The organism is Mycobacterium sp. NTMscope_Eco_3, from assembly GCF_976985685.1.
The window spans coordinates 2,239,270-2,254,976 of record NZ_CDRJYZ010000001.1; the positions used below are offsets into that span (position 1 = coordinate 2,239,270).

Consider the following 15,707-nt stretch of genomic DNA (forward strand, 5'->3'; position numbering starts at 1 on the left):
TCTCTCACGGCCCGGGCGACGGCCCGCATCCAAGGGCGCAGGGCACCCCACGTTTACGAGAGCGTTGCGGGGGTTATCAGGTGCACACCATGACAATCCGTTGGTCCCGCCGGCTGCTGCTGGCCGTGTTCGTAGTCGTCGGGGTGGTCGGCTCGATCCAGATCGCGGCGCGGGGTCATCACCCCGGAACCGCCGCGACGGCGCCCGGGCCGGCGCAAGTGACGTTCACCCCCGGCCCCGACGCGCACGATGTCGACCCCGTCGCCCCCGTCATGGTCAAAGCCGAGGTGGGCACCCTGGCCGGTGTCGACATGGTCAACGAGGCCGGCACCTCGGTCCAGGGCGTCATGACCCCGGACAACCTGGTGTGGAAGCCCACCGTCCCGTTGGGATACGGGCGCACGTACACGCTGACGGTCACCAGCCGTGGCACCAATGGCGTTGCGGCCAAACAAGTCTCGACGTTCACTACCTTGCGACCGTCCAACCAGACCAAGGTGTCGTTCACCACCACGGCGGAGGCCCCGCTGCGCGACGGCGGCACCTACGGCGTCGGAACGGTGATCGTCGCGCACTTCGACGAGCAGATCGCCGACCGGGCCGCCGCCGAGCGACGCCTGGCCGTGACCACCACTCCGAAGGTCCAGGGGTCGTGGTTCTGGGTCGACGGCCAAAACGCGCACTGGCGACCGGAGCACTACTACGCCCCGGGTACGCAGATCACGGCCGAGGCGCAAATCTACGGAATCGCCTTGGGCGACGGGCTATTCGGCCAAACCGACAGCCGGGTCTCGTTCCGGATCGGTGACGCGCACGTCTCCATCGCCGACGACGCCACCAAACAGGTCAGCGTCTTCAACAACGGAGCATTGGTGCGCACGATGCCCACCAGCATGGGAATGGGCGGCACCGAAGATGTCGGCGGCCGCAAGATCTCGCTGTGGACCCCGCCGGGCGTCTACACCGTGCTCGACAAGGGCAATCCCGTGGTCATGGACTCCTCGACGTTCGGGTTGCCCAAAAACTCCCGGCTCGGGTACCGCGAAACCATCAACTACGCCACCAAGATCAGCACGGACGGCATCTACCTGCATGAGCTCGAGGCGACGGTGTGGGCCCAGGGACATCGCGACACGTCCCATGGGTGCTTGAACCTCAATGCCGACAACGCGAAATGGTTCTACGACTTTTCGGTGCCCGGCGACGTGGTCGAGGTCCGCAACAGCGGCGGGCCGCCCCTGGCGCTGGAGCAAAACGGCGATTGGACGCTCAGCTGGGACCAGTGGCGCGAAGGCAGCGCGCTCAAGCCCACCTGACGCCGGCGCGCCGTGGCTGCAAAGTGGCGCAGCTCATTGGTCACCCGGAATTGTGCTCCACTTCACAAGAAACTCTTGACTCGTTCCAGATAAGTGCGTCATATTGGTGCGGTGTCATCGACGGCCGATTACGCGGACAGGTTGCGGATGGCCGATCTGCGGGTCACCCGTCCCAGGGTTGCCGTGCTGCAAGTCGTGGACGCCAACCCGCACGCCGACACCGAGACGATCTTCTCGGCGGTCCGGGTGGGCCTGCCCGATGTGTCGCGCCAGGCCGTCTACGACGTTCTGAACGCGCTGACCACGGTGGGTCTGGTCCGGCGCATCCAGCCGTTGGGCATGGTCGCGCGCTACGAGTCGCGGGTCGGCGACAACCATCATCACGTCGTGTGCCGGTCCTGCGGGATCATCGGCGACATCGACTGCGCCGTCGGGGAGGCGCCGTGCCTGACACCGTCCGACGACGACAACGTTCTTGATGGCTTCGTTCTCGACGAGGCCGAAGTCATCTACTGGGGCCTGTGCGCCGATTGCTCGACTGCAGGCTCCTAGATCACGCCCCGTGATCGCAGCCCGATTCACCCACCCTCGAAAGGAATGCTGTGTCATCTGATACATCCGGTAGCCGCCCACCCCAACCGGCCGGCGGGACGGCTAGCACGAGCGAGAGCGAAAACCCAGCAATCCCTTCACCGCAGCCGAAGGCCCACGCCCCGCTGACCAACCAGGACTGGTGGCCCGACCAGGTCGACGTCTCCAGGCTGCACCCGCACTCGCCGCAGTCCAACCCGCTCGGGGACGACTTCGACTACGCCGCGGAGTTCGCCAAGCTCGACGTCGACGAGCTCAAGGCCGACATGATCTCGCTGATGACCACGTCGCAGGACTGGTGGCCCGCCGATTACGGCCACTACGGCGGCCTGTTCATCCGCATGAGTTGGCACGCCGCGGGCACCTACCGCATTCACGACGGCCGCGGCGGCGCCGGCCAGGGCATGCAGCGTTTCGCCCCGCTGAACAGCTGGCCGGACAACGCCAGCCTGGATAAGGCCCGACGGCTGCTCTGGCCGATCAAGAAGAAGTACGGCAACAAACTCTCCTGGGCGGACCTGATCACCTTCGCCGGCAACGTGGCCCTGGAGTCGATGGGCTTCAAGACCTTCGGCTTCGGCTTCGGTCGCGAAGACGTCTGGGAGCCCGAAGAGATCCTCTGGGGAGAAGAGGAGGAATGGTTGGGCACCGACAAGCGCTACTCGGGTGAGCGCGATCTCGCGCAGCCCTACGGCGCGACGACCATGGGCCTGATCTACGTCAACCCCGAAGGCCCGGAGGGCAAGCCCGATCCGATCGCCGCGGCGATCGACATCCGCGAGACGTTCGGCCGGATGGCGATGAACGACGAGGAGACCGCCGCGCTCATCGTCGGGGGTCACAGCTTCGGCAAGACCCACGGCGCCGGCGACGCCGACCTGGTCGGTCCCGAGCCGGAGGCCGCCCCGATCGAACAGCAGGGGCTCGGGTGGAAGAGCTCGTATGGCAGCGGTTCGGGCAAGGATGCGATCACCAGCGGCCTCGAGGTGGTCTGGACGCCCACCCCGACGAAGTGGGACAACAGCTTCCTCGAGACGCTGTACGGCTACGAATGGGAGCTGACCAAGAGCCCCGCCGGGGCGTGGCAGTTCACCGCCAAGGACGGTGCGGGAGCTGGCACGATCCCCGACCCGTTCGGCGGTGCGGGCCGCGCCCCGACGATGCTGGTCACCGACATCTCGTTGCGGGAGTCCCCGATCTACGCCGACATCACGCGGCGCTGGTTGGACCACCCCGAGGAGCTCGCCGACGCGTTCGCCAAGGCGTGGTACAAGCTGCTGCACCGCGACATGGGCCCGATCACCCGCTACCTGGGCCCGTGGGTCGCCGAGCCGCAGCTCTGGCAGGACCCCGTCCCCGCCGTCGACCACGAACTCGTCGACGACAACGACGTCGCGGCGCTGAAGAAAAAGGTGCTCGACTCCGGGCTGTCCATTCCGCAGCTCGTCAAAACGGCCTGGTCGGCGGCGGCGAGTTATCGCAACACCGACAAGCGCGGCGGAGCGAACGGCGGTCGGCTGCGCCTGCAGCCGCAGCGCAACTGGGAGGCCAACGAGCCCTCCGAGCTGGACAAGGTGCTGCCGGTGCTGGAAAAGATCCAGCAGGACTTCAACGCCTCGGCATCCGGCGGCAAGAAGATCTCGCTGGCCGACCTGATCGTGCTGGCGGGCTCGGCGGCCGTCGAGAAGGCCGCCAAGGACGCCGGCTACGAGATCTCGGTGCACTTCGCGCCGGGGCGTACCGACGCCTCGCAGGAGAGCACCGACGTGGAGTCGTTCGCGGTGCTCGAACCGCGGGCCGACGGGTTCCGCAACTACATCCGGCCGGGCGAGAAGGCTCCGCTGGAGCAGCTGCTGCTGGAGCGGGCGTACCTGTTGGGCGTGACCGGTCCGGAGATGACGGTGCTCGTCGGGGGCCTGCGTGCCCTCGGCGCCAACCACGGCGGCAGCAAGCACGGTGTGTTCACCGACAGGCCGGGCGCGTTGACCAACGACTTCTTCGTCAACCTGCTCGACATGGGCACCGAGTGGAAGGCGTCGGAGACCGCGGAGAACGTCTACGAGGGACACGACCGGGCTTCCGGCGCGCTCAAGTGGACCGCGACCGCGAATGATCTTGTCTTCGGCTCCAACTCGGTGCTGCGTGGACTGGTCGAGGTCTACGCCCAGGATGACGCCCACGGGAAGTTCGTGGAGGACTTCGTCGCGGCGTGGGTGAAGGTCATGAACAGCGACCGGTTCGACCTCAAGTAGAAGCCGGATAGCGAGCGGCACCCCGCGGGCCATCGGCGCGCGGGGTGCCGTTTCGAGTGTGGGGCTTGTGCACTGAATCGGGCCGCCGCTTTTCGTGCATGAGCCCCACGGTCGACGCGCGGATCAGCGGGCCAGATCCCATTGCCCATAATCGGCCGCGAGGACGTCGTCGACGTCCACGTTGATCCCGCCGAGCAGCGGGCCCGGGTTCGACGGGCTGTTGACGACGGCCTGGTAGAGCACCGCCGCCGGTTCGCGCTCCCCGTGCGACCACGAACGCGTTTGCCACGCCCACCGGTGGCCCGGCGTGCTGGAACTCCCGATGACGCCGTCGCGGATGGCCCACCCGCACGCCCTGGCATGCCCGTAGATGCCGGTGCGAGCGACGCCCAGCACGGAGTTGATCCCCCGCAACCAGTCGACACCAACGCTATTCCAGGTGTTGTCGTCGATATCGTCGTCGATGCTGAAGAAGATCGGCGCCGAATCCGGTCCCCCGGCCGCGGCGTGCAGCCGCATCGCCGTCTGGGCGTCGGCCACGCCGCCGTCGTGCCCGCGGGTGCAGTCCGACGGGTCGGGCCAACCCGGCTTGCCGTACTGGAAGTTGCTGACGATCTGCAGCCCCGCCGCGCGCAGCGAGTCCGCGTACTGGCGGGTGATGGGCTTCGCCTCGAAGTTCGCGCCGGGGCGCGACTCGGACACGTAATTGACCACCCCGCCGTATCCCGCGGCCTTGATCTCCTCCGGCGCGATCCTCTTCTCGGCGAAATCGATCAGCGTCAGACCGGCGGCCGCCGCGTGCGGCCCCTCGGCAATCGCGCCGACCGCGCCCACGCTCAGCAGGGCCGGGGCGAGCGCGTACTTCAGGACGTCGCGTCTGGAAACAGAGCGCGGCGTGTGTCCCGCCGGTGCAGCCGAATCCCGCATCGCGCGATGGTAACAAAGCCCCCCGACCGCGCATTGTCGCCGGTCAGCGGCCGCGACCCACCGGCCGGAAAGCCGGCCGGCGTCGGCCAGTGGCATGATCTTGGCGTGTCGGATATCCCGGAAGCCGTCGTCGCGCGGGGCGGTGGATCTCGGGCTCGTTGCGCTCACTTAGGTGACCGAACTATAGTCTGGACACATGTCCAGTTTGCTGTCACGGAGTTCGGGAGCCCGTTGACCGCGATGGATTCGGCGCCTTTCCGCGGTCATTTTCCAGCACAGAAGAGTTGAGTATGCGAATTGCCCTGCTGTCCTACCGTAGTAAGACCCATTGCGGCGGACAGGGCGTCTACGTGCGCCATCTCAGCCACGGCCTGGTGGAACTCGGTCATGACGTCGAGGTGTTTTCCGGCCAGCCCTATCCCGACCTGCTCGACCCCCGCGTCCGGCTCACCGAGGTTCCGAGCCTTGATCTCTATCGGGAACCCGACCCGTTCCGGGTGCCGCGGCCGAGCGAAATCCGCGACTCCATCGACCTTCTGGAATTGCTGACCACGTGGACCGCGGGCTTTCCCGAACCGCGGACCTTCACGATGCGGGCCGCACGGTTATTGGCCGAGCGGGCAGCCGATTTCGACGTCGTCCACGACAACCAGAGCCTGGGCACCGGGCTGCTCAGCATCGCGGGCGCGGGGCTGCCGGTGGTGGCCACGGTGCACCACCCGATCACCCGCGATCGGGTGCTGGATCTGGCGGCGGCGCGATGGTGGCGAAAACCGTTGGTGCGCCGCTGGTATGGGTTCTTGGACATGCAGCAGGAGGTCGCCCGCCACATCCCCGACCTGTTGACGGTCTCGTCGTCGTCGGCCGCCGACATCATCAGCGACTTCGGTGTCTCGCCGGACCAGCTGCACGTGGTGCCGCTCGGGGTGAACACCGAGCTGTTCAAACCGGGCTCCGGCCCGCGGGAGCCGGGCCGCATCATCGCGATCGCCAGCGCCGACACCCCGTTGAAAGGCGTCCGCACCCTGCTGCAGGCCGTCGCCAGGCTGCGCACCGTCCGGGATCTCGAGCTGCGGCTCGTCGCCAAGGTCGAACCCAACGGCCCGACCCACAAGCTCATCGCCGAGCTCGGCATCTCCGACATCGTGCACATCACCAGCGGGCTCTCCGACGCCGAGCTCGCGGCGTTGTTCGCGTCCGCGGAGGTGGCCTGCATCCCGTCGCTCTACGAAGGCTTCTCGCTGCCGGCCGTGGAGGCCATGGCCAGCGGCACCCCGATCGTCGCCAGCCGGGTGGGCGCGCTGCCGGAAGTCCTTGGGACGGACGGCGCTTGCGCCGAGCTGGTGCCACCCGCCGACGTGGAGGCCCTGACCCGCGCGCTCGGTGAACTCCTGGATTCTCCGGAAAAGCGCCGCCACCTCGGCAAGGCGGGACGGACACGCGCAGTCGACGTGTTCAGCTGGGAAGCCGTCGCCGCCCAAACCGTTCGGGTCTACGAGCGGGCGATCGCACGCGCCGCGCGAGGCGAAGCGACATGCTGACAGTCGATTTCGACCGGCTGGGGATCGGGCCGTCGAGCAAGGTCATCGACGTGGGTTGCGGCGCGGGCCGGCACGCCTTCGAAGCGTACCGGCGTGGTGCCGACGTTGTCGCCTTTGACCGCGATGAGGACGAATTACGGTCGGTGGACACCATTTTGCGCGCGATGGCCGACAACGGCGAGGCGCCCGCCGGCGCCTCGGCGAAGGTGGTCGTCGGGGATGCGCTCAAGTTGCCCTACGCCGACCAGACATTCGACTGCGTCATCGCCTCGGAGATTCTGGAGCACATACCGCACGACGACATCGCCATCGCCGAACTGATCAGGGTGCTCAAAGTCGGTGGCACGCTGGCGGTCAGCGTGCCGCGCTGGCTGCCCGAGCGGGTGTGCTGGTTGCTGTCCGACGAATACCACGCCAACGAGGGCGGCCACGTGCGGATCTACCGGGCCAACGAATTGCGCGGCAAGATCCTCGATGGCGGAATGGAATTGACGCATACCCATCACGCGCACGCGCTGCACTCCCCTTTCTGGTGGCTCAAATGCGCTGTGGGCGTCTCCAACACCGACCACCGGGCGGTGACCGCCTACCACAAGCTTCTGGTCTGGGATCTGATGCAGCGACCCAAGGTCACCCAGCTGGCCGAGTCGCTGCTCAACCCGCTGGTGGGCAAGAGCGTGGCGATGTACTTCGTCAAACAACAGCAGGCCGATAGCCAAGCGACCGCGGGATATTCAGTTGCATCGGTCTAACCTGCCCGCGGTCGCGGGGGTACTCACTCCCGAACAATGCCGACAGACCGCGCTGTCCATTGCCGCCGCACAGGAATCCTCGGGAGCCATCCCCTGGTTCGACGGCGGCCACACCGACCCGTGGGATCACGTGGAGTGCGCGATGGCGCTCACCACCGCCGGGCTGCTGGAGCCGGCGCGGGCGGCCTTCGACTGGAGCCGCCGCACCCAGCGGTCGGATGGCTCCTGGCCCATCCAGTTTCGGGCGGGTGTGATCGAAGACGCCAACAGTGACAGCAACTTCTGCGCCTACATTGCCGCGGGTGTCTGGCACCACGTAGTGGTCACCGGCGACGCGTCGTTCGCGGCCGAGATGTGGCCGGTGGTGCACAAGGCGATTGACTTCGTCATCGACATGCAGATCGGCAACGGCGAGATCGCTTGGGCTCGAAGCGAAGCCGGTCTGTTGCCGGAGGCCCTGCTGACCGGGTGCTCCAGCGTGTTTCACAGCATCCGCTGCGCGCTCGCGCTGGCCGCCTTCGTTGACGATCCCCAGCCGGAGTGGGAATTGGCGGTGGGCAGACTGGGCCACGCCATCACCGACCACCCGGAGGCGTTCACCGAAAAAGAGCGCTACTCGATGGACTGGTACTACCCGATCCTCGGCAGCGCCTTGCGTGGTCCGGCGGCGGCCGCGCGCATCAAGCAGCGCTGGGATGACTTCGTGGTCGATGGTCTGGGCATCCGATGCGTCGGCGATCGCCCCTGGGTCACCGGCGCCGAGACGTGCGAGCTGGTGATGGCGCTGGATGCCCTCGGCCAGCGCCAGGACGCCCATCGCCAGTTCGCCGCGATGCAGCACCTTCGCGAGGACGACGGATCCTATTGGACGGGCCTGGTTTTCGCGGACGGGAAACGGTGGCCCGAGGAGCGCACCACCTGGACCGGCGCCGCGATGATCCTGGCGGCGGACGCCCTGTCGGGCGCGACCGCCGGCGCGGGGATCTTCCGCGGCGACGCGCTACCGATGGGCCTGCAGACCGACTTCGACTGCGAATGCGTCGTCACCGGGCCGGGCCGGTAAGCGCAGACCTCCGCTACACCGGCTCCCCGGGCTGGCCGCCGACCCGTTCGAGCACCCGTAGCGATCCGGTGGCCGATACCTCCCGGAACTTCCCGGAATCGATTGCGCGGCAGTAGATGTAATACGGCGGACGCCCACCGTCTTTGGGGTCGGGGAACACGTCGTGGATGACCAGCGCCCCACCGGCATCGACCCACTTGGCCCAACCGTCGAAGTCCCGGTTCGAGGCGTCCTCGCTGTGGCCGCCGTCGATGAACAGGAACTGCAACGGGGCCCGCCACGCCCGCGCCACCAGGGGCGACTTGCCGACGATCGTGACGACGTGTTCGTCCAACTGGGCGGTGTCGAGGGTGCGACGAAACGTCGGCAGGGTGTCGAACAAGCCCGTGACCTCGTCCACCAGCGAGGCGTCGTGGTATTCCCAGCCGGCCTGATGCTCCTCGGAGCCGTGGTGGTGGTCGATCGTGTAGAGCACGCTGGCGGTCTGCTGCGCCGCCGCGCCCAGCAACAGCGTGGACTTGCCGCAGTATGTCCCGATCTCCACGCCGGTGCCGCCGCGGAGATAGCGCAGCGCGGCGTCGTAGAGCGCGCGCCCTTCGTCGGCCGGCATGAAACCTTGTACCTGTTCGGCCAGTGCGAACAAGCGCTCGGGCGCGCCCGCGTCGACGTGATCCATCAGGTGAACCTATCGTCTGGATCGGCGCCGCCGTCGCCGTGGTCGATGTTCGCGCTGAGCGATCACACGAGGTCGTCGTGCCGGCCGGCCAGCGGGCGCGGCGCGATCCCTTTACCATCATGGGCGTGCGCGCCTTGCCTATTCGTAAATTCGGTGCTGTCGGCCTTGCCGCGGTCACGGTCGCGGCCGCCCTTGTGCTGGCTGCCGCACCCCTTCCGCCCGCGTCGCCACTCGCGGCGCCACCGGCGGCGGCCGCCTGCCCGCCGGTGCAGGTTGTGTTTGCCCGCGGCCGCAATGAGTCGCCCGGACCCGGCGTGCTGGGCAACGCGTTCATCAGTGCCCTGCGGTCCAAGGTGAACCGGACCGTCGACGCCTATGCCGTGCGATACCCCGCCGACACCGAGGTCGCCCAGGGCGCCAACGACATGAGCCACCACATCCAGGACGTGGTCAACAGTTGCCCCGACACGCGGCTGGTGCTCGGCGGCTACTCGCTGGGCGCGGCCGTCACCGACGTCGTGCTCGCGGCGCCCATCGGCGCGTTCGGTTTCGACAGCCCCCTGCCGCCGGGCGTCGATCAGCACATCGCCGCGGTCGCGTTGTTCGGTAACGGAAGCCAATGGGTGGGTCCGATCACCAACTTCAACCCGACCTATAACGACCGGACCATCGAGCTGTGCCACGGCGCCGACCCGATCTGCAACCCGGCCGACCCCAACACGTGGAAGCAGAACTGGCCGCAGCATCTCGCCGGCGCCTACATCGACGCGGGCATGGCCAATGAGGCCGCCGACTTCGTCGCGGGCAAGCTCTGATCGATTCGGCTAGGCGCCGATAGCCCAGGCTCCAGACGCCCGTGTTGTTTCCGGCGGCTGGTGCGTGCGTTGATCCCGGCACAGACGGGTATTAGGAACTCCAGCTGCGCGCGGAGGGATTTAGCCATTGCCGGATGACCAGATCGTCGACCTCAGATCCGCGCTCGCCAGGCTAGCGCGCCATCCCAAGCAGCTGATCGAGACCGACCGTCCGATCGACCCTATCGGCGAACTCGCCGGCGTCTACCGCCGCATCGGCGCCGGTGGAACCGTCGAACGACCGACACGCATCGGACCGGCCATGATTTTCAACAACGTGACCGGCTTCCCCGGCTGGCGGGTGCTCGTCGGACTGATGGCCAGCCGCAAACGTGTCGGCATCCTGCTCGAATCACCGGCGAACCGGCTCACCCAACGCATGGCCGAAGCCTACGAAAACGCCTTGGGACCAACGGATTTCAGTGGCGACCAGGCGCCCTGTCAAGAGGTCGTGCATCGCGCCGACGCCCCGGACTTCGATCTGCGGACTCTGCTGCCCGCGCCCACCAACACCGACCTGGATGCCGGCCCCTACTTCTGCCTCGGTTTGGTGCTGGGCAGCGACCCAGAACTCGGCACCGATGTCACCATTCACCGGTTGTGCGTGCAGGGCCGCGACGAGATGACGATCTTCTTCGCGCCCGGCCGCCACATCGACGCCTTCCGGCAACGCGCCGAAGCCGAGGGACGAAAATTCGAGATCACGGTCAACATGGGCCTGGACCCGGCGATCCCGATCGGCGCCACCTTCGAAGCGCCGACAACCCCGCTCGGCTACGACGAGCTGGCCATCGCCGGCGGCCTGCGCGGCAGGCCGGTCGAACTTGTCAGGGGCGTCACGGTCGAACAGAAGGCAATCGCCTCGGCCGAGGTCGTCATCGAGGGGCACATCATTCCCGGGGAACGGCAGGCCGAAGACCAGAACACCCACACCGGGCACGCCATGCCGGAGTTCCCCGGTTACGACGGGCCGGCCAACCCCGCGTTGCCGGTGATCAAGGTGACCGCGGTGACCACCCGCACCGATCCGATTTTGCAGACCCTGGTCGGCCCCGGCGAAGAGCACGTCAGTCTCGCCGGAATCCCCACGGAGGCCAGCATTTTCCACGCCCTGCACGACGCCATGCCCGGCTTCGTGACCGACGTCTACTCCCATAGCGCCGGGGGCGGCAAGTTCCTGGCCATCCTCAAGTGCAACAAGACCAAGGCCTTTGATGACGGTCGCGCGCGCCAAGCCGCGCTCGTGGCGTTGGGTGTCTATTCGGAGTTGAAGAACGTCATCCTGGTGGATGCCGACGTCGACATCTTCGACAGCGACGACGTGCTGTGGGCGATGCAAACCCGGATGCAGGGTAACCGCGACATCATCACCATTCCCGGTGTGGCCGGCCACGTTCTGGATCCGACCCAGCAGCCGGAGTACGACCCGACGCTGCCGGCTAAAGGCACCAGCTGCAAAACAATTTTCGACGCCACCGCACCGTTTCACATGCAAGCCCAGTTCGAACGCGCGCACTTCCGCGACGTCGACCCCCGCCCGTATGCCCCCGATCTCGACTTGGAGTATCCGTGATGACCCAGCCGACCCAGCCCGACCGCCTCATCGTCGGGATCACCGGCGCCACCGGAATCGTCTACGGTGTCCGGGCCCTCGACGTGCTGCGCAGCGTCGGCATCGAGACCCACCTCATCGTCACCCGCGCCGGGCACCTGACCCGCGCCTACGAAACCGACCTGACCCGAGAGGAAATCGAGGCCCGCGCCGACCACGTGTACAGCGTCACCGACGTCGGCGCCCCCATGGCGTCAGGTTCCTTCCTCACGCGGGGCATGCTGATCGCGCCCGCATCGATGCGCAGCGTGGGCGAGATAGCCAACGGCGTGTCCAGCTCGCTGCTGTCCCGGGCGGCGGACGTCGTCCTCAAGGAACGTCGCGGTTTGGTGCTCATGGTGCGCGAAGCGCCACTCAACCTGATCCACCTGCGCAACATGGCGACCATCAGCGAAGCCGGCGGCACCATCTTTCCGCCGGTGCCGGCCTTCTATTTCCGGCCCACCAGCATCGAGGACATCGTCGACCACTCCGTCGGCCGCGCTCTCGACCAATTCGGCATCCACACCGACGTCTTCCCCCGGTGGGACGACGACCTGCGCCGGGCCGTCGCGCAACGCGGAACGCAGGAATCGCAGGAAGTGCCGACGGGCCACGCTTAACGCAGGTTGGTGGGGTTCAGATCCTCTGGGATCTGCTGGCCGGCGTCCTCGTAGGCCTTCTTGATCGCGGCCATCGCGGGCGCGCCATAGTCGCGCTTCTTGGCCACCACCGTGTCGTAGCTGGCCCGAAGCGGGTCCAAATGCCCACGGAATTCTGGGATCACGTAGCGCCCCATCAACTCGTAGCTGCGCAGCGTGGTCTCACGGTCGGCCCAGTCGCCGGCCAGCACCAGGAAGCCGCCGAACCCGCCGGTGACGTTCCGCAACCGGTGCAACGCCTCGATCATGTCGTCCGGCGTGCCGACGATGGCGGCGTCCTCCTCGATCTCCTGCTCCAGCGTGTAGTCGTTCTTCAGCCCGGCCACCCGTTTGAAGTACCCGACACGTTCCGCCTCGCGGCCTTCGCGCACCTCGGCCTTGGCCTGTTCCCGCGTGGGCGCCAGATGTGCGCGGATCACCAAGCGCCACTCCTCGCGCCGCAGTTGTTTGCCGCTCTCCGCGGCGGCCTTCTCCCCCAGCGCCCAGTGCGCAGCCAGATCCTTCTTGCCGCCGTTCAGGCCGGCGCCGAGTGACAGCACGCCGACCCCATGCGTGCCCGCCGCCGTCATACCCGACGGCGAGGTGCTCGACGCGACGGCGATCGGCATCGAACCGTTCACCGGAAGCAGTTGCAGCCGAGCCTCCTCCAACGTGAACCAGTCGCTGTGGTGGGTGACGGTCTTACCGGCCAGCAGCCGAATGATCACGCCGAGCGCCTCGTTCATCCGCGGCCGCTGGGTCACCGGGTCGATGCCCATCATCGTCGCGTCGGAGACCAGTGTGCCCGGACCGACGCCCAGCATGGCGCGGCCCTGGGTCAGGTAGTCGAGTTGCACGAACCGGTCGGCCACCATCATCGGATGGTGGTACGGCAGGCTGACCATCCCGGAACCAAGCCGGATCCGTTGGGTCCGTTGCCCGGCAACCGCCAGGAACATCGCCGGATCGGCGATATTCTCCCAGGCGGCGGAGTGATGCTCACCGACCCATGCCTCGTCGAATCCCCAGCGGTCGCACACTCGATCAGCTCGAGGGGCGACTACTACGAACCGTAGTATCTATGGCAATCGGTGTAAATATCCCGCCCGGAACCCGGCGCGGCGGACCGTCGCCGGATCAGGCCCGAGGACCGCTGAGTCAATGTGCGAGCGGAAACTAAAATAGAACACATATGTTCAGCCGCAGTATATGTTTTTCCGGCCGCGATATATATGTCTATAGCAAATTCATAAGGTGGATTGCGCGTGTTTATAGGGCCGCCAAAAGGTCAATTAAAATCAACGAGAACGTGTACGAAAACCGAAGTTCAGCGTCCTTTTGGCCACGTCGGACGTGTTGAGTTCGCCGCAACCCGATAAATAGCGTCTCGGGGCAACCGGGCACGCCGACGTGTTCGTTCCGGTCCAAGTCCGCTGAAGGGAAATCGGATGTCATTCGTATCTGGTGCTCCAGACAAGTTGTCGGCCGCGGCCGCAAACCTCCAATCGATCGGCGCCGCGCTGAACGCCGAGAACACCGCCGCGGCGGGCCCGACGGTCGCGGTCGTTCCGGCGGCGGCCGATGAGGTTTCGGTCTTGGCCGCGGTGCGGTTTGCCGCTCATGCTCAGCGGTTTCAGGAACTGAGTGCGCGCGCGGCCGCGATTCAAGACTTGCTGGCGGTGATGTTGGCCGCGAGCGCCGGCTCGTATGCGGCGACCGAGGCGGCCAACGCGGCGTCGGCCGACTGAGCGCGCGGGGCTACTGAGGGACCAGAGCAACGGACTATGGCTTGCTGCCGCCCGCGGTCAACTCGGCGCGCATTTACGCCGCGCTGAAAAGTATTGACCACTATATTTCGGAATACACGATGATCGACGATATGGTCGCGCTGCACAGCAAGTACTCGGGCCATTCATGCCAACGGCAACGGCAGCCGCGCAGGGCACTAACGCCATTGTTGCCGTGACGACATTCATGAAAGGTTTGACGCCCGCGGCCGCCTGGGCGGCCAAGGCGGTCGAGGGTGGAGCTAATGCGCTGGGTTCCGCCGCCGCCGGGGCTGGCGGAAATGCGCGGCGGGGCGCACCCTTGCGGCGTACGGATTCACGCCGGGGGTGATGGCCAGGCCACCGGCCGCCGGCTGGGACGATAAAGGGCGCTACGCGCGCCCGGCGAATCAAAAAGGTGATCAGGCCGGGGTGTTACTGCTGGAGCAGGCCCTGAAATTGCGGATCAGCGGAATAACCGCACTGCCCGAGACCGCGGCGCGCTGACGGGCGCGAAACGAAGGGTGGCGACGCATCGCTTCGTTACGTTCGCGTTCCCGACGTTGGGCGGCGGCCCATACCGGGTGGGACTGAAGGAAGATAACCGTGCCTTCTTGGTTATTCGCCACGATCGTCACTCCTCTCAGACCACCCGCAAAAGCTAGGACAGTGGTTATTGGATCGTGATTCCAGAATGCCCGCCGAATCCTGAGACCAAACCATCCGTCAAGATGAGAATTGACCATGAATTCCTCAGGCCTCGTTCGGATGCCACTGCCGTGCCGCCGTCCGCGCTGACCCGGCCGCGATTCGCACCATAGCGGCACGCTCCGACAATTCCCGTTTAACGTCGTGCACGGTTGGCTGCTATGGTCCCTTGCTTATGCCGGAGATCGATCGTCGCCGCATGATTCTGACGACCGGGATCGGCGTGCTGGCAGCCGCGCTGCCGGCCCCGAAAGCCTGGGCCCACCCGGCCGGACGGGATGAACCCGCCGGTCGGATACCGGCGCCTGCCGCGCCCAGCGGCCAGTCGGGGACCTATATTTTCGCCGACGAGTTCGACGGCCCTGCCGGTTCGGCACCCGATGCGTCCAAATGGGCAGTGGCGAAGGCCCGCGAGACGATCAAGGACCCGACCTATTGGGAGCGCCCCGAGAACATCGGCCAGTACCGCGATGATCGCCGGAACGTGTTCCTGGACGGCAAGTCGAATCTGGTGCTGCGCGCCGCCAAGGACGGGCCCACCTACTACAGCGGCAAGGTGCAGAGCCTGTGGCGCGGCGGGGTCGGCCACACCTGGGAGGCCCGGATCAAGCTGAACTGCCTGACCGCGGGTGCCTGGCCCGCGTACTGGCTCGGCAATGACGATCAGGGCGAGATCGACGTCATGGAGTGGTACGGCAACGGCAAGTGGCCGTCGGCCACCACCGTGCACGCCAAGGCCAACGGCGGCGAATGGAAGACGCACAACATCGCGGTGGACAGCGCCTGGCATACCTGGCGCACGCAGTGGGACGAGGCGGGCATTCGGTTCTGGAAGGACTACACCGATGGCGCCGCGCCCTACTTCGACGTGCCGGCCAGTTCCCTGCCCGATTGGCCTTTCAACGGGCCGGGTTACGCGGCCTATCCGGTTTTCAACCTGGCGGTGGCCGGATCGGGCGGCGACGACCCGGGCCCCGGCACCTACCCCGCCGACATGCTCATCGACTGGATCCGCGTCTGGTAGACGGG

The 15,707-nt window shown here is 66.8% G+C and carries 15 protein-coding genes; 11 read left to right on the forward strand and 4 right to left on the reverse strand.

All coding sequences use genetic code 11. The annotated features are described in order from the left end of the window. Positions 1 to 89 precede the first annotated feature (89 nt). From AC0KTM_RS10280 to katG, 3 genes are all read left to right on the forward strand, one after another. A complete protein-coding gene (locus AC0KTM_RS10280) occupies positions 90 to 1,316 on the forward strand; it encodes a L,D-transpeptidase (protein ID WP_225329291.1) in 1,227 nt (408 codons plus the stop codon). A 111-nt stretch (positions 1,317 to 1,427) separates the two neighbouring features. Then, the gene (locus AC0KTM_RS10285; RefSeq protein ID WP_225329290.1) at positions 1,428 to 1,868 is read left to right on the forward strand and encodes a Fur family transcriptional regulator; all 441 of its coding nucleotides are present in this window, start codon (positions 1,428 to 1,430) and stop codon (positions 1,866 to 1,868) included. A 50-nt stretch (positions 1,869 to 1,918) separates the two neighbouring features. Continuing rightward, a complete protein-coding gene (gene katG / locus AC0KTM_RS10290) occupies positions 1,919 to 4,159 on the forward strand; it encodes a catalase/peroxidase HPI (protein ID WP_472415510.1) in 2,241 nt (746 codons plus the stop codon). A gap of 123 nt (positions 4,160 to 4,282) precedes the next feature. Here the strand turns inward: katG and AC0KTM_RS10295 are convergent, their stop codons facing one another. After that, positions 4,283 to 5,086, reverse strand: a complete 804-nt coding sequence (locus tag AC0KTM_RS10295; protein ID WP_472415511.1) for a DUF1906 domain-containing protein — start codon at positions 5,084 to 5,086, stop codon at positions 4,283 to 4,285. 290 nt (positions 5,087 to 5,376) lie between these two features. Between AC0KTM_RS10295 and AC0KTM_RS10300 the strand changes: the two genes are divergently transcribed. The 3 genes from AC0KTM_RS10300 to AC0KTM_RS10310 are packed head-to-tail and all read left to right on the forward strand — an operon-like array spanning position 5,377 to position 8,442. Then, positions 5,377 to 6,627 carry a glycosyltransferase family 4 protein gene (locus tag AC0KTM_RS10300; RefSeq protein ID WP_472415512.1) on the forward strand — a complete coding sequence of 417 codons (1,251 nt, stop codon included), beginning with the start codon at positions 5,377 to 5,379 and terminating at the stop codon, positions 6,625 to 6,627. After that, on the forward strand, positions 6,621 to 7,379 hold the full coding sequence (locus tag AC0KTM_RS10305) for a class I SAM-dependent methyltransferase (protein ID WP_238955818.1): 759 nt from the start codon (positions 6,621 to 6,623) through the stop codon (positions 7,377 to 7,379). The genes AC0KTM_RS10300 and AC0KTM_RS10305 overlap by 7 nt, the downstream gene beginning before the upstream one ends. Then, the gene (locus tag AC0KTM_RS10310; RefSeq protein ID WP_238955819.1) at positions 7,366 to 8,442 is read left to right on the forward strand and encodes a prenyltransferase; all 1,077 of its coding nucleotides are present in this window, start codon (positions 7,366 to 7,368) and stop codon (positions 8,440 to 8,442) included. Before AC0KTM_RS10305 ends, AC0KTM_RS10310 begins: the two co-directional genes overlap by 14 nt. Positions 8,443 to 8,455: 13 nt before the next feature. On the opposite strand, the gene AC0KTM_RS10315 is transcribed toward AC0KTM_RS10310, so the two are convergent. Next, positions 8,456 to 9,118, reverse strand: a complete 663-nt coding sequence (locus AC0KTM_RS10315; protein WP_225329285.1) for a class I SAM-dependent methyltransferase — start codon at positions 9,116 to 9,118, stop codon at positions 8,456 to 8,458. A 119-nt stretch (positions 9,119 to 9,237) separates the two neighbouring features. Here AC0KTM_RS10315 and AC0KTM_RS10320 point away from each other — a divergent pair, with 119 nt between their 5' ends. The 3 genes from AC0KTM_RS10320 (at position 9,238) to AC0KTM_RS10330 (ending at position 12,186) form a co-directional block, all read left to right on the forward strand. After that, the gene (locus tag AC0KTM_RS10320; RefSeq protein WP_225329297.1) at positions 9,238 to 9,933 is read left to right on the forward strand and encodes a cutinase family protein; all 696 of its coding nucleotides are present in this window, start codon (positions 9,238 to 9,240) and stop codon (positions 9,931 to 9,933) included. A gap of 127 nt (positions 9,934 to 10,060) precedes the next feature. Then, positions 10,061 to 11,545: a UbiD family decarboxylase gene (locus tag AC0KTM_RS10325; RefSeq protein ID WP_238955820.1), complete on the forward strand. Its 1,485-nt coding sequence runs from the start codon at positions 10,061 to 10,063 to the stop codon at positions 11,543 to 11,545. After that, positions 11,545 to 12,186, forward strand: coding sequence for a UbiX family flavin prenyltransferase (locus tag AC0KTM_RS10330; protein ID WP_472415513.1), 642 nt, complete (start codon positions 11,545 to 11,547; stop codon positions 12,184 to 12,186). Before AC0KTM_RS10325 ends, AC0KTM_RS10330 begins: the two co-directional genes overlap by 1 nt. Here the strand turns inward: AC0KTM_RS10330 and AC0KTM_RS10335 are convergent. Continuing rightward, on the reverse strand, positions 12,183 to 13,244 hold the full coding sequence (locus AC0KTM_RS10335) for an LLM class flavin-dependent oxidoreductase (protein ID WP_472415514.1): 1,062 nt from the start codon (positions 13,242 to 13,244) through the stop codon (positions 12,183 to 12,185). The two genes, AC0KTM_RS10330 and AC0KTM_RS10335, sit on opposite strands and share 4 nt — an antisense overlap. A gap of 408 nt (positions 13,245 to 13,652) precedes the next feature. Here AC0KTM_RS10335 and AC0KTM_RS10340 point away from each other — a divergent pair, with 408 nt between their 5' ends. Beyond that, entirely contained in the window at positions 13,653 to 13,952 is a 300-nt protein-coding gene (locus AC0KTM_RS10340) for a PE family protein (protein WP_225329282.1), read from the forward strand. Between the two features lie 440 nt (positions 13,953 to 14,392). Here the strand turns inward: AC0KTM_RS10340 and AC0KTM_RS10345 are convergent, their stop codons facing one another. Then, positions 14,393 to 14,599, reverse strand: coding sequence for a hypothetical protein (locus AC0KTM_RS10345; RefSeq protein ID WP_238955822.1), 207 nt, complete (start codon positions 14,597 to 14,599; stop codon positions 14,393 to 14,395). 254 nt (positions 14,600 to 14,853) lie between these two features. On the opposite strand from AC0KTM_RS10345, the gene AC0KTM_RS10350 reads away from it, so the two are divergent. After that, entirely contained in the window at positions 14,854 to 15,702 is an 849-nt protein-coding gene (locus tag AC0KTM_RS10350) for a glycoside hydrolase family 16 protein (RefSeq protein WP_472415515.1), read from the forward strand. Positions 15,703 to 15,707: the final 5 nt, after the last annotated feature.

Coding starts and splice junctions, on each gene's coding strand:
- AC0KTM_RS10280 (WP_225329291.1), top strand. CDS start 90: ATGACAATCCGTTGGTCCCGCCGGCTGCTGCTGGCCGTGTTCGTAGTC.
- AC0KTM_RS10295 (WP_472415511.1), bottom strand. CDS start 5,086: ATGCGGGATTCGGCTGCACCGGCGGGACACACGCCGCGCTCTGTTTCC.
- AC0KTM_RS10300 (WP_472415512.1), top strand. CDS start 5,377: ATGCGAATTGCCCTGCTGTCCTACCGTAGTAAGACCCATTGCGGCGGA.
- AC0KTM_RS10305 (WP_238955818.1), top strand. CDS start 6,621: ATGCTGACAGTCGATTTCGACCGGCTGGGGATCGGGCCGTCGAGCAAG.
- AC0KTM_RS10315 (WP_225329285.1), bottom strand. CDS start 9,118: ATGGATCACGTCGACGCGGGCGCGCCCGAGCGCTTGTTCGCACTGGCC.
- AC0KTM_RS10320 (WP_225329297.1), top strand. CDS start 9,238: ATGGGCGTGCGCGCCTTGCCTATTCGTAAATTCGGTGCTGTCGGCCTT.
- AC0KTM_RS10330 (WP_472415513.1), top strand. CDS start 11,545: ATGACCCAGCCGACCCAGCCCGACCGCCTCATCGTCGGGATCACCGGC.
- AC0KTM_RS10340 (WP_225329282.1), top strand. CDS start 13,653: ATGTCATTCGTATCTGGTGCTCCAGACAAGTTGTCGGCCGCGGCCGCA.
- AC0KTM_RS10350 (WP_472415515.1), top strand. CDS start 14,854: ATGCCGGAGATCGATCGTCGCCGCATGATTCTGACGACCGGGATCGGC.